The sequence below is a fragment of the Kribbella turkmenica genome, assembly GCF_004348725.1.
In the GTDB taxonomy this organism is placed as follows: domain Bacteria; phylum Actinomycetota; class Actinomycetes; order Propionibacteriales; family Kribbellaceae; genus Kribbella; species Kribbella turkmenica.
This window is the reverse complement of record NZ_SMKR01000065.1, coordinates 24,092-35,904: the sequence shown is the minus strand read 5'-3', so window position 1 is coordinate 35,904 and position 11,813 is coordinate 24,092. Positions and strand designations below refer to the sequence as shown.

Genomic DNA, 11,813 nt, shown 5'->3' with positions numbered 1-11,813 from the left:
GACCAGGGCCTGGCGGCCGGACTGACGTCGATGACGCAGGAGGTCGGAGGCGTCGTCGGTACGCCGGTCCTGGCCGCGATCGCCGCGACCCAGGCGGTCCAGCTGACCGGATTCCACCTCGCGCTCTCGTTCGACGTGGCATTGACGCTCGTCAGCGTGGTCCTCGTCTGGCTGGGGCTGCGGCCGCGCACCACAAAGATCGACGGATGCCGGCCGCAGCCGGTCATCGACCGTCAGCGGGTGGAAATGATCTGAGCGCTACTTGTCCGTGGCGAACGCGGCGTCGAAGGCTGCCTCAGGCTTGTCGAAGGCCAGGGCGCGGATCACGTTGACCGCCTCCGCGGCGCCGACCTTGCGCTCCATTCCGGCGTCCTCCCACTCGACCGAGATCGGGCCGTCGTAGCCGATCGCGTTCAGCACGCGGAAGCAGTCCTCCCACTGGACGTCGCCGTGGCCGGTCGAGTAGAAGTCCCAGCCGCGCCGCGGGTCACCCCAGGGCAGGTGCGAGCCCAGCCGGCCGTTGCGGCCGCCGCCGACGCGCATCCGGGTGTCCTTGCAGTCGACGTGGTAGATCCGGTCCTTGAAGTCCCACAGGAACGCGACCGGGTCGATGTCCTGCCAGACCATGTGGCTCGGGTCCCAGTTCAGCCCGAACGCCTCCCGGTGGCCGATCGCCTCCAGCGTGAGCGTCGTAGTCCAGTAGTCGTAGGCGATCTCCGACGGGTGCACCTCGTGCGCGAACCGGACGCCGACCTCGTCGAACACGTCCAGGATCGGGTTCCACCGGTCGGCGAAGTCCTGGTAGCCGGCCGCGATCCGCTCGGCGGGCACCGGCGGGAACATGGCGACGTACTGCCAGATCGACGAGCCGGTGAATCCGATGACCGTGTTCACGCCGAGCTTGGCGGCCGCCCGCGCGGTGTTCTTCAAATCCTCGGCCGCGCGCTGCCGGACGCCCTCGGGATCACCGTCGCCCCACACCCGCGACGGCACGATCGCCTGGTGGCGGAAGTCGATCGGGTCGTCGCAGACCGCCTGGCCGACCAGGTGGTTCGAGATCGCGTAGACCTTCAGGTTGTACTTCGCCAGGATGTCGTGCCGGCCCTGGACGTAGGCGTCGTCCTCGACCGCCTGCTGGACGTCGAAGTGGTCACCCGAGCACGCGATCTCGACCCCGTCGTACCCCGACTCGGACGCGAACTGGCAGACCTCCTCGAACGGAAGATCGGCCCACTGACCCGTGAACAACGTGATCGGACGTGGCATCTGGCTGGCTCCTCAGCGGTTAAGAGTTCTCGACGGTGATCCAGGCGCTGTCCGCGGCCGCCGACCGCAGGACCGCGTCGATCAGCCGGGCGGACCGGGCCCCGGCGGCGAAATCGGGCAGACCGTCCGGGCGGTCACCCCGAACGGCGGCATAGCTGTCGGCGACGAAGCTGTCGAACGCGTCCTGGTACCCCTGCGCGTGCCCGGCCGGCAGCCGGTTCACCCTGGCCGCGGGCGGACTGAGCGTCGCCGGGTCCCGGGTCAGTAGTTGCGACGCGGCCCGGCGGCCGACCCACAACCGGTCCGGGTCCTCCTGGTCGAAGCCGAAGCTCGACTCGGTCCCGGAGACCTCGAGGTACAGGCGGTTCTTCCGGCCGGCCGCGACCTGGCTGACCACGATCGTGCCGACGACGCCTGCCTCGGTCCGGAACTGCGCGGTCGCCAGGTCCTCGGTCCTGACCTCGGCGCCGCCGCGCCGGGCGCGAACGGTCCGCAGTTGGGCGCTGATCGCCGCGATCCGGTCGCCGGTGACGAACTCGGTGAGGTCGCACCAGTGCGACCCGATGTCGGCGAACGTCCGCGACGGACCGCCGGCCTCGTCGTCGACGCGCCAGTTCTGGTCGTCCTCGCCGGCCAGCCAGTCCTGCAGGTACGACCCGTGCAGGCTGGTGATCACCCCGGCTTCGCCCTCGGCGATCCGGGTGCGCAACTCCCGGACCATCGGGTGGTACCGGTAGACGAACGGAACGACGCCGACGCGCTCGGCCTCGAGCGCGGCCGCATGGAGTCCGGCCGCGTCCTGGACCGAGGTCGCCAGCGGCTTCTCGCAGACGACGTGCTTGCCCGCCTCGAGCGCCGCCAGGGTCACCGGGAGGTGGGTGTCGTTCGGCGTGCAGACGTGCACCACGTCGATGTCGGCGGCAAGCAGTTCGTCGAGGTCCGCGAAGCCGCGCTCGGCTCCGGTCGCGTCCGCCGCCGCACCGGCCCGCTCGGGCGAGGAGCCGATCGCGCCGACCACCTGGGCACCCGCGACCAGCGCGGACCTGCCGTGGACGCGGCCCATGAATCCGCCGCCGACGATTCCGACCCGGAGCCTGCGCGCACTGGTGGACACGCTGAAGGACGCTATGTGACACTTTTGAACCCTGTCAAGCAAAAGTCCAGCGGCCCTCCGACGGAAGTCTGCGCATGAGTGATCTGGGTACGGCGGGAAGCGGCGCGGTGCTGCGGCTGCTCCTCGACGGGCAGCCGCGGACCCGGGCCGAGCTCATCGACCTCAGCGGGCTGGCCCGGTCGACGGTGACCGGCCGGATCGAGGAGCTGGTCGCGGCCGGCCTCGTCGTACCGTCCGGTGAGGCGGCGTCGACCGGCGGGCGGCCACCGGCGCGGTTCCGGTTCAACCCGAGCGCACGGCTCATCCTGGCCGCGGACGTCGGCGCGACCCATCTCTCCGTCGCCCTCACCGACCTGACCGGCTCGATCCTCGATCGGTCCGCGACGGCGCTGAACATCGCGGAAGGTCCCGAGGCGGTGCTGAGCGCGGTGGTGCGGACCGGGCGGGCGCTGCTGAGGAAGGCCCGCCGGTCGGTGACCGACCTCGCGGGCACCGGGGTCGGGCTGCCGGGCCCGGTCGAGCACAGCACCGGGCGGCCGAACCACCCGCCGATCATGCCGGGCTGGGACTCGTACGACGTCGTCGGCCGGCTGAGCCGCGAGCTTGCCGGGCCGGTGCTGGTCGACAACGACGTGAACATCATGGCGCTCGGCGAACACGCGACCGAGTACGCCGACGTCGAGCACCTGCTGTTCGTGAAGGTCGCGACCGGCATCGGCGCCGGCGTGATCAGCGGCGGCCGGCTGCATCGCGGCACCCAGGGCGCGGCCGGCGACATCGGCCACATCCAGGCCGCCGGTCACACCGAACACTGCCGGTGCGGGAACCGCGGCTGCTTGGAGGCCATCGCGTCGGCCGCGGCGATCGCCGGCCGACTCGGCGTCCGGGGCAGCGTGGACATCGTCGACCTCGTCCGCTCCGGCGACACCGCCGCGACCGCGGCCGTCCGCCAGGCGGGCCGCGAGATCGGCACCGTGCTGGCCGCCTGCGTGAGTCTGCTGAACCCCTCCGTCATCGTCGTCGGCGGCTCCCTCTCCCAGGCCGGCGACAGCCTGCTGGCCGGCATCCGCGAAGCGATCTATGCCAGATCGTTGCCCCTAGCCACCACCGACCTGCGCGTCGTCACCAGCAGGTCCGGGCAGGACGCCGCCCTTCGCGGTGCGGCGACCTTGGTCCTTCAGCACCAACTCACGGGCAACTGATCCACGAAGGTGATCAGCCGGTCCAGCGCGGGGCCACTTCGCGCGCGGCCGAAACCGTGCCGGCGGCCGTGGAACGCCGCCTGCACCAACTGAAGCCTCGCCCACAGCCGCACCCGCTCGGGGTCGAGCTCCGCGGAATCCGCGAACACCTCCAGTTCACGCTGCAGAGCCTTCACCAGGTCGCCGGACTTCATCAGTGCCAACGCGCGGGGCTTGAGGAAGGTCGCGGCGTCGTACGCCGGATCGCCGACGAGGCCCTTGGGATCGACCGCCAGCCATGGTTCCCGCTCGCTCCGCAGGATGTTGCTGGGATGGAAGTCCCCGTGGACCAGCACGTCCGGTTGATCTCGGCCGAGCTCGCCGATGACCGCCACCGCGGCGTCCACCACCGGATCGGGCAGTGGATGCGCCAGTTCGCGGGCGTCCTTGCGGAGTTCGGCAGCCCATTCGCCGGCACGATCCCGCAGCCGCGGCAGACCGGGAGACGCGGGCACCGCCAGGCGTCGGCAGAGCCGGCCGGCGTCAGAGGGGATCGCGTCCGATTCTTCGGCAAGGGTCGTCGGATGCGCTCGCTCCAGCAGCATGGCGAACTGTGCGTCGGCCCGCTCGTACAACCGCACCGCCCCACGCCCGTCCCAGGCGACGAGCGCGTCCGGCTCGTGCACGTTGCCCGGATGCGGGAACGACACCTTGATCACCGCGGCACCACGCGCGTGCTGGACCGGAACGATCAGGCCCACCCGGCCGTGCGTCACGTCGCCGTCGGGCGTGCACTCCCACCGCGACATCAGCTCCTCGACCAGCGTGGGCAGGCCGGTGAGCCAAAGTCGCGCCGATTCCCCTTCGCGGGCGAGGGTGCCCTGAACGAACGTGTCCGGGATCATCCCCAGCGTTCCGACTTGGCCGACCTCGACACCAGGCTGAAGAGCATGTCCTTCGGCGTCATCTCGCCCGCGACGACCTTGGTGACGTGTTCGGCGATGGGCATCTCGACGTCGTGGTGGTGGGCGAGGTCGGTGATCGACGAGCAGGACTTGACGCCCTCGGCGACCTGCCGGGTCGCGCCCGCGATCTCGGCGACCGTCATGCCTTGACCGAGCTTCTCGCCGAACGTGCGGTTACGCGACAGCGGCGACGAGCAGGTCGCGACCAGGTCACCCAGCCCGGCCAGGCCGGAGAACGTATGCTCCCGCGCGCCGAGCGCCGTACCCAGGCGTGCGGTTTCCACCAGGCCGCGGGTGATCACGGACGCCCGGGCGTTGTCGCCGAAGCCGAGGCCGATCGCCATCCCGACCGCGAGCGCGATCACGTTCTTGGTCGCGCCGCCCAGCTCACAGCCGATCACGTCGTTGTTCGTGTACGGGCGGAACGTCTGCGAGTGGCACAGTTTCTGCAGCCGGGTCGCCGTTCCTTCGTCGGCACACGCGACGACCGACGCGGCCGGCTGTCCCTCGGCGATCTCACGCGCCAGGTTCGGCCCCGAGACGACGGCGATCCGCTCCGGACCGGCGCCGGTGAGCTCGGCGATCACCTCGCTCATCCGCTTCGTCGTACCGACCTCCACGCCCTTCATCAGACTCACCAGCGGTACGGCGTTCGGCAGCACGCCGGCCCAGTCCTTCAGGTTGTCGCGCAACGACTGACTCGGCACGGCCAGGACGACGGCTTCCGCACCGGCTGCGGCCGCGGCGGGGTCGTGGGTCGCGGTGATCGCGTCCGGCAGGCGCAGCCCGGGCAGGTAGTCGGGGTTCTCGTGCGTGGTGTTGATCGCCTCGCACAGCGATTCCCGCCGGCCCCAGACGGACACCTGGTTCCCCGCGTTCGCCAGCACCGTGGCGAACGCCGTACCCCAGGATCCAGCCCCGAAGACTGCCACCTTTGTCATGCCTTCTCCTCACCGTCGTCCGCTGCCCGGGCCTTGCGCAGGTCGTAGAGTTCCTTGGGCGGGGTCTCGCCGCGGAGCTCGCCGAGGGTCGCGGCGACCGCGTGCATGATCACCTCGGTTGCCTCGTGCAACAGCTGGTTGGTGATCGGCCGGCCCCGGAACGCGCTCAGGTCGACCGGCTTCCCCGCCCGCACCTGGATCCGCTTGCGGGGCAGCAGCCGGATCCGCAGCTTGCCGCTGTACGACGCGAAGATTTCCTGCGCACCCCAGTTGGCGAGCGGGATCACCGGGCAGCCGGTCATCAGCGCGATCCGGGCGGCGCCGGTCTTGCCGGTCATCGGCCACAGTTCCGGGTCCCGGGTGATCGTGCCCTCCGGGTAGACGCCGACGCACTCGCCCCGCTCGACCGCGGCGACCGCGTCCCGGAAGGCGTCGGCGGCCTGGGCCGACTCCCGGTACACCGGGATCTGGCCGGCGCTGGAGATGATCCGGCCGACCACCGGGATCTTGAAGACCGAGGCCTTGCCCAGGAACCGCGGGATCCGCCGGCACTCCCAGATGTAGAACCCGAGCACCAGCGGGTCGAAGTGCGAGATGTGGTTCGGCGCGAACACCACGCCGCCGGACCGCGGCATGTTCTCCCGGCCGGTGAACTCCGGCTTGGTGAACACCAGCATGAACGGCTTGACGATCGCGACCACGAGACCGAACCAGAATCCCCGGCGCGGCCGGGGGTCCGGCGTCTGACTGGCCTGGCCGTCCACTGCTGCCTCCTGGTGCTCGTCACTGCCGCCCGTCATGGGAGAATCCTGCCTGATGGCAGACCTACAGGTCGCTTCCTGGACCCTGGCGATCCCGGTGAAGCGTACGGCGATCGCGAAGAGCCGGCTCGCTGCGGCCTACCCCCAGCACCGGCCGGAGCTCGCCCGTGCCTTCGCTGTCGACACTACTGCGGCCGCCCTCGCCTCTCCCCTGGTCCGCGCCGTCCTGGTCGTCACCGACGACCCGGTCGTGGCCGCGGACGTCACGGCGGTCGGTGCGCGAGTCGTTCCCGACCTGCCGTCCGCGGGCCTCAACGAAGCCTTGCTGCACGGTGCCGAGGTCGCCGCAGCGGAGTTCCCGGACGACGGCGTCGTCGCGCTCTCCGCAGACCTGCCCGCGCTCCGGCCGGGCGAGCTGACCGCCGTTCTGGCCGCGTGTTCGGCACCGCGGTCGTTCGTGATCGACCTCCCCGGCACCGGTACGACGTTGCTCGCGGCAGCCCCCGGGACCGCGCTGGATCCCCGGTTCGGCGTGGGTTCCGCGCTGGCCCACCAGGCATCGGGCGCCGTTGCGGTCGAGCTGACCGGGATCGACTCGGTACGGCGCGACGTCGACACCGCGGCCGATCTGGCGCACGCCGTACAACTCGGTGTAGGTCCGGCGACCGCCGACATGATGTCCCTCGTGCTCGGTGCCGCCACCGGGACCGAGGGTCTAGCCTGCTGACATGCAAGGAACCGTGAGCCGCTACGACAGCGAGACCTTCTCCGGCGCGGTGCTGACCGACCGCGGCGTCGAGCTGCACTTCACCGTGCACGCCGTCGCCGACACCCCGGTCCGGCATCTGCGGGTCGGCCAGCGGGTCCGGCTGGAAACCACTGGATCGGGCGAGGGGCTGAGCATCACCAAGGTGGACTTCATCACCGAGCTCTGACAGTTGCTCAGGGCACCGTGACCGGATCGTGCCGGCACGGCGAAGGCCGGTCGCCCCTGGAGTGGGGTGACCGGCCTTCGCTGGTGTTGCGGTGCTGCAGTGCGTGAAGGTCAGCGAGAAGAAGCGCGCTTCGCGGTGGCCTTCTTGGCTGGGGCCTTCTTGGCCGGAGCCTTCTTGGCAACGGTCGTCTTCTTGGCCGGAGCCTTCTTGGCGACGGTCTTGGCCGGGGCCTTCTTGGCCGGGGCCTTCTTCGCGACCGTCTTCTTGGCCGGCGCCTTCTTGGCGGCGGTCTTGGTCGCCGCGGCCTTGGCCGGGGCAGCCTTCTTCGCCGGGGCGGCCGCCTTGGTGGCGCTCGCGGCCGGCTTCGGCACGACCAGCTTCGGCAGCTTCTTCGCACCGGAGACGACGGCCTTCAGCTCCGCACCCGCGCGAAACTTCGGCACCGTGGTCTTCTTGGCACGCTTGGTCTCACCGGTCCGCGGGTTGCGCACGATGCGCGCGCCACGCTCGATGGCCTCGAAGGCACCGAAACCGGTGATGGCGACCTTGCCGCCCTTCTTGGTCAGCTCACGCTGGACGGTGTCGATCACCGACTCCAACGCATGCTGGGCCTGGCGGCGGTTTCCGTCGAAGTGCACTGCGAGCGCTTCGACCAACTGGCTCTTGTTCACTGCTTCCCTCCGTGAACACTAGGCGTCGAGCACAGCGCTCGATCTCACGTGAACGTTATGGACTCAACAGGCCGTTCACAAACACCAACGCGGCAATTCGGCCTTGTTTTGGGCGATCCGGGCCACAATTCGCCCGATTCGGCCGTTCGGAGTACTTCCGGGGTCCCCGAAATCCCTTCAGAGCAACGATCCGGTCCGCATCCGTGACCGGCTACCGGCGCTTGCCGCTCAGCGTTCGCAGGCCCGACCGCGCGGTGTCGAGCCCGCGGGTGACCGCCGACTCGCCCTTCCTGGCACGCAACTCCGTCGCCACCTTCCCGAGCAGCCAGTCCAGCAACGGGACGGCGATCGCCAGCACCGCCCACATGATCAAGCGCCGGCGCAGGAACAACCACATGGTCCGCCTCCAAGGTCTACAGGTGTCTGCAGACTAGTGCCCCGCCGAGGCCGCGAACATTCAGAGCCAGCCGCGCCGCTTGAAGATCTGGTGCAGACCTCCACACACCAACGCCATCAGGCCGATCGCGAACGGGTAGCCGTACTGCCAGTGCAGTTCGGGCATGTGGTCGAAGTTCATCCCGTAGACGGTGCCGATCAGCGTCGGGGCGAACAGGATCGCCGCCCACGCGGAGATCCGCTTCACCTCCTCGTTCTGCTCGCTGCTGGCGATCGCGAGGCTCTTCATCTCCTCGTTCTGCTGCTGGGCCACCAGGGTCGCGTTCACGGTCAATATGTCGCGCAGCAGTTCACGGAACCCGTCGACCTTCTCCACCACCTCGGTGACGTGGTCGGCCACGTCCCGCAGGGACCGCTGCAGTTCCTCGTCGACGCCGTACTTCTCGAAACCGCCGCGCAGTGCCTCGAGCATGCCGACCAGCGGCCGGGTCGCGCGCTGGAACTCGATCACCTCACGGGACAGTTCGTAAATCCGCCGCGACACCTTCGGGTCGCCACGGAACACCTCGGTCTCGATCTCGTCGATGTCGTTCTCCAGCCCGGCGACCACCGGCGCGTACCCGTCGACGACCTTGTCCATGATCGCGTAGAGCACCGCCTCGGTGCCGCGTCCGAGCAACTCGGGGTCGCGTTCGACCCGGCGCCGTACCGCCGCCAGGTTGGGTGCCTCGGCATGCCGGACCGTCACCACGAAGTCCGGGCCGACGAACACGTGCACCTCGCCGAACTCGACCTGCTCGGTCGCGTCCCGGTAGCGGGCGGCCTTCAGGACCACGAACAACGTGTCGCCGTAGCGCTCGAGCTTCGGCCGCTGATGGGCCTGGATGGCGTCCTCGACGGCCAGTTCGTGCAGGTCGAACTCCTGCGCCAGCGAGGCGAGCTCGCGCCGGTCCGGCCGGTACAGGCCGATCCAGGCCAGGCTCCGCGGCGCGTCGTGCAGGACGCGGTACGTCTCCGCCAGCGACTCCGGCGACGCGACCCGGCGGCCGTCGCAGTAGATCGCGCTGTCGACCACGCTGTGCCCGTTGGGCTTCGGGGTGGTGGTGTCCCGGATCGGCTGCTCGGCCGGCTCGGCCACGGTACGGCGGGCGGCGGCACGGATCGGGGTACGGCTGAACGCACGGAGCGTGCGCGTACGCAGGTCGGACATGAGTCCTCCGGATGCGGTGGTGCGGGTGTTTTGGGCACACGTCTGCCCGACCCCCACGGCACCCAGGCCGCATCAAGAGAAGAAGAAGGTCAGCCTCTCGAAGGTCGAGCGAGATTGGTATGTCTGGAGGGATCGCTGTTCATGAGCGCCTCACCTCCCGGATCTCGCAGGCCTTGTACTGACAACCCCGCAAGGGTAACACCGAAGTTGCCGCCGCCGATGTCCTGCGCGTTACGGCGGCGACAACTCCGCGGCCGTTCAGGCCTTCGCGGGAAGGGTGGCCGGCTTGAAGCTCGGCCGGGTCGCCTCGTAGGCGGCGATGTCCGCCTCGTGCGACAGGGTGATGCCGACGTCGTCGAGACCGTTCAGCAGGCGGTAGCGGGTGTAGTCGTCGATCTCGAACGGCGCGGACACGTCACCGGCCGAGATCGTCTTGTGCTCCAGGTCGACCGTGACCTTGGTGCCCGGGTCGGCCTCGATCGTGGTCCAGAGCCGCTCGACGACGTCCTGCGTCACCAGGGCCGCGAGCAGGCCGGCCTTGCCCGAGTTGCCGCGGAAGATGTCGCCGAACCGGGACGACACCACCACCCGGAACCCGTAGTCGAGCAGTGCCCAGACCGCGTGCTCCCGCGACGATCCGGTGCCGAACTCGGGCCCGGCCACGAGCACCGAGACACCGCCGTACTCCGGCTGGTTCAGGACGAACTCGGGATCGTTGCGCCAGGCCGCGAACAGCCCGTCCTCGAAACCGGTCCGGGTGACCCGCTTCAGGTAGACGGCCGGGATGATCTGGTCGGTGTCGACGTTGCTGCGGCGCAGCGGGGCCGCCGTACCGATGTGCTGGGTGAAGGCTTCCATGTCTCTGCTGCTCCTCAGACGTTCTCGGGTACGGCGACGTCCACCGGCGGCAGGTCCGCCGGGGCCGCGAGCGTTCCGGTGACGGCGGTCGCGGCGGCGACCAGCGGCGAGACCAGGTGGGTCCGGCCGCCCTTGCCCTGACGGCCCTCGAAGTTCCGGTTCGAGGTGGAGGCGCTGCGCTCGCCCGGGGCGAGCTGGTCCGGGTTCATGCCCAGGCACATCGAGCAGCCCGCGCCGCGCCACTCGGCACCGGCGTCGGTGAAGATCCGGTCCAGGCCCTCGGCCTCGGCCTGCAGCCGGACCCGGCCCGAGCCGGGGACCACGAGCATCCGGGTGCCCTCGGCAACCTTCCGGCCGGCCAGCACGCCGGCCGCGGCCCGCAGGTCCTCGATCCGGCCGTTGGTGCAGGAGCCGAGGAAGACCGTGTCCACGTGGATCTCGCGCATCGGCGTACCGGCGGTCAGGCCCATGTACTCCAGCGCCCGCTCGGCCGCGCGCTTGTCGTTGTCGTTGTCGAAGTCGTCCGGCGACGGGACCTTCTCCGACAGCGGGACGCCCTGGCCGGGGTTCGTGCCCCAGGTGACGAACGGGGCGATGTCCTCGGCGCGCAGCACGACCTCGCGGTCGAAGGTGGCGTCCTCGTCGGTCGCCAGGCTCTTCCAGTACTCGACCGCGGCCTCCCAGTCGACGCCCTGGGGCGCGTGCGGCTTGTCCCGCAGGTAGGCGAAAGTGGTCTCGTCCGGTGCGATCATGCCGGCCTTGGCGCCCCACTCGATCGACATGTTGCAGATCGTCATCCGGGCTTCCATGCTCAGCGCCCGGATCGCGTCGCCGCGGTACTCGACGATGTAGCCCTGGCCGCCGCCGGTGCCGACCTTCGCGATCAGCGCCAGCACCAGGTCCTTGGCCGAGACACCGTCGGGCAGTACGCCGTCGACGGTGACGGCCATCGTCTTCGGCCGGGCCTGCATCAGGGTCTGGGTGGCCAGCACGTGCTCGACCTCGCTGGTGCCGATGCCGAAGGCGATCGCGCCGAACGCGCCGTGGGTGGAGGTGTGGCTGTCACCGCAGACCACGGTCATTCCCGGCTGGGTCAGGCCGAGCTGCGGGCCGATTACGTGCACGACGCCCTGGTCCGGGTCGCCGAGGGTGTGGATCCGGATGCCGAACTCCTCGGCGTTCTTCCGCAGGGTGTCCACCTGGGTCCGCGACACCGGGTCGGCGATCGGCTTGTCCACGTCGAGCGTCGGGACGTTGTGGTCCTCGGTGGCGATGGTCAGGTCCGGGCGCCGGACCGGGCGGCCGGCCAGCCGGAGGCCGTCGAAAGCCTGCGGACTGGTCACCTCGTGCACCAGGTGGAGGTCGATGTAGAGGAGGTCGGGCTCTCCGTCGGCATGGCGCACGACGTGCGCATCCCAGACCTTTTCCGACAGCGTCCTACCCATCAGACTTCTCCTCCTCGGATACTTTTCCCACCCCACCGGCCCGGTCGTGGGCTCACTGGACGGGGTCTTT

At 70.0% G+C, this 11,813-nt stretch carries 13 protein-coding genes and 1 pseudogene; 4 read left to right on the top strand and 10 right to left on the bottom strand.

Annotation, left to right across the window (positions count from 1 at the left end; translation table 11 throughout):
* Positions 1-255 (top strand): annotated as a pseudogene (locus E1218_RS16730) (hypothetical protein); the annotation flags it as partial.
* A gap of 3 nt (positions 256-258) precedes the next feature.
* On the opposite strand, the gene E1218_RS16725 reads toward E1218_RS16730, so the two are convergent.
* Together E1218_RS16725 and E1218_RS16720 are read right to left on the bottom strand one after the other, a co-directional pair.
* Entirely contained in the window at positions 259-1,266 is a 1,008-nt protein-coding gene (locus tag E1218_RS16725; RefSeq protein WP_132321092.1) for a sugar phosphate isomerase/epimerase family protein, read from the bottom strand.
* A 19-nt stretch (positions 1,267-1,285) separates the two neighbouring features.
* Positions 1,286-2,380: a Gfo/Idh/MocA family protein gene (locus E1218_RS16720; RefSeq protein ID WP_132321090.1), complete on the bottom strand. Its 1,095-nt coding sequence runs from the start codon at positions 2,378-2,380 to the stop codon at positions 1,286-1,288.
* 74 nt (positions 2,381-2,454) lie between these two features.
* On the opposite strand from E1218_RS16720, the gene E1218_RS16715 reads away from it, so the two are divergent.
* Positions 2,455-3,582, top strand: a complete 1,128-nt coding sequence (locus E1218_RS16715) for an ROK family protein (RefSeq protein ID WP_132321088.1) — start codon at positions 2,455-2,457, stop codon at positions 3,580-3,582.
* On the opposite strand, the gene E1218_RS16710 is transcribed toward E1218_RS16715, so the two are convergent.
* From E1218_RS16710 to E1218_RS16700, 3 genes are read right to left on the bottom strand one after another with little or no spacing between them, the layout of a single operon-like run.
* Complete coding sequence (locus E1218_RS16710; RefSeq protein WP_202866051.1) at positions 3,558-4,466, bottom strand: aminoglycoside phosphotransferase family protein; 909 nt, start codon at positions 4,464-4,466, stop codon at positions 3,558-3,560. The two genes, E1218_RS16715 and E1218_RS16710, sit on opposite strands and share 25 nt — an antisense overlap.
* Entirely contained in the window at positions 4,463-5,467 is a 1,005-nt protein-coding gene (locus E1218_RS16705; RefSeq protein ID WP_132321084.1) for an NAD(P)H-dependent glycerol-3-phosphate dehydrogenase, read from the bottom strand. The genes E1218_RS16710 and E1218_RS16705 overlap by 4 nt, the downstream gene beginning before the upstream one ends.
* Entirely contained in the window at positions 5,464-6,267 is an 804-nt protein-coding gene (locus E1218_RS16700; RefSeq protein WP_132321082.1) for a lysophospholipid acyltransferase family protein, read from the bottom strand. Before E1218_RS16700 ends, E1218_RS16705 begins: the two co-directional genes overlap by 4 nt.
* A gap of 16 nt (positions 6,268-6,283) precedes the next feature.
* Here E1218_RS16700 and cofC point away from each other — a divergent pair, with 16 nt between their 5' ends.
* Positions 6,284-6,955: a 2-phospho-L-lactate guanylyltransferase gene (cofC, locus tag E1218_RS16695; RefSeq protein WP_132321075.1), complete on the top strand. Its 672-nt coding sequence runs from the start codon at positions 6,284-6,286 to the stop codon at positions 6,953-6,955.
* Position 6,956: 1 nt separating this feature from the next.
* Positions 6,957-7,163: a hypothetical protein gene (locus E1218_RS16690; RefSeq protein WP_132321073.1), complete on the top strand. Its 207-nt coding sequence runs from the start codon at positions 6,957-6,959 to the stop codon at positions 7,161-7,163.
* Between the two features lie 110 nt (positions 7,164-7,273).
* Here E1218_RS16690 and E1218_RS16685 read toward each other — a convergent pair whose 3' ends face one another.
* The 5 genes from E1218_RS16685 to leuC all read right to left on the bottom strand — a co-directional run bounded on the left by E1218_RS16685 (position 7,274) and on the right by leuC (position 11,743).
* Positions 7,274-7,834, bottom strand: coding sequence for an HU family DNA-binding protein (locus E1218_RS16685; protein ID WP_132321071.1), 561 nt, complete (start codon positions 7,832-7,834; stop codon positions 7,274-7,276).
* A gap of 211 nt (positions 7,835-8,045) precedes the next feature.
* Positions 8,046-8,231, bottom strand: coding sequence for a hypothetical protein (locus E1218_RS16680; RefSeq protein ID WP_132321069.1), 186 nt, complete (start codon positions 8,229-8,231; stop codon positions 8,046-8,048).
* Between the two features lie 60 nt (positions 8,232-8,291).
* On the bottom strand, positions 8,292-9,440 hold the full coding sequence (corA, locus tag E1218_RS16675; protein WP_132321067.1) for a magnesium/cobalt transporter CorA: 1,149 nt from the start codon (positions 9,438-9,440) through the stop codon (positions 8,292-8,294).
* A gap of 258 nt (positions 9,441-9,698) precedes the next feature.
* Positions 9,699-10,298 (bottom strand): 3-isopropylmalate dehydratase small subunit, encoded by a 600-nt coding sequence (gene leuD / locus E1218_RS16670; RefSeq protein WP_132321065.1) that lies wholly within the window; start codon positions 10,296-10,298, stop codon positions 9,699-9,701.
* Positions 10,299-10,312: 14 nt separating this feature from the next.
* Entirely contained in the window at positions 10,313-11,743 is a 1,431-nt protein-coding gene (gene leuC, locus E1218_RS16665; RefSeq protein ID WP_132321063.1) for a 3-isopropylmalate dehydratase large subunit, read from the bottom strand.
* Positions 11,744-11,813: the final 70 nt, after the last annotated feature.

Excerpts from the sequence above, each read along its gene's own strand:
- E1218_RS16725 (WP_132321092.1), bottom strand. The coding sequence starts at position 1,266 with ATGCCACGTCCGATCACGTTGTTCACGGGTCAGTGGGCCGATCTTCCG.
- E1218_RS16715 (WP_132321088.1), top strand. The coding sequence starts at position 2,455 with ATGAGTGATCTGGGTACGGCGGGAAGCGGCGCGGTGCTGCGGCTGCTC.
- E1218_RS16710 (WP_202866051.1), bottom strand. The coding sequence starts at position 4,466 with ATGATCCCGGACACGTTCGTTCAGGGCACCCTCGCCCGCGAAGGGGAA.
- E1218_RS16705 (WP_132321084.1), bottom strand. The coding sequence starts at position 5,467 with ATGACAAAGGTGGCAGTCTTCGGGGCTGGATCCTGGGGTACGGCGTTC.
- E1218_RS16700 (WP_132321082.1), bottom strand. The coding sequence starts at position 6,267 with ATGACGGGCGGCAGTGACGAGCACCAGGAGGCAGCAGTGGACGGCCAG.
- cofC (WP_132321075.1), top strand. The coding sequence starts at position 6,284 with ATGGCAGACCTACAGGTCGCTTCCTGGACCCTGGCGATCCCGGTGAAG.
- E1218_RS16690 (WP_132321073.1), top strand. The coding sequence starts at position 6,957 with ATGCAAGGAACCGTGAGCCGCTACGACAGCGAGACCTTCTCCGGCGCG.
- E1218_RS16680 (WP_132321069.1), bottom strand. The coding sequence starts at position 8,231 with ATGTGGTTGTTCCTGCGCCGGCGCTTGATCATGTGGGCGGTGCTGGCG.
- corA (WP_132321067.1), bottom strand. The coding sequence starts at position 9,440 with ATGTCCGACCTGCGTACGCGCACGCTCCGTGCGTTCAGCCGTACCCCG.
- leuD (WP_132321065.1), bottom strand. The coding sequence starts at position 10,298 with ATGGAAGCCTTCACCCAGCACATCGGTACGGCGGCCCCGCTGCGCCGC.
- leuC (WP_132321063.1), bottom strand. The coding sequence starts at position 11,743 with ATGGGTAGGACGCTGTCGGAAAAGGTCTGGGATGCGCACGTCGTGCGC.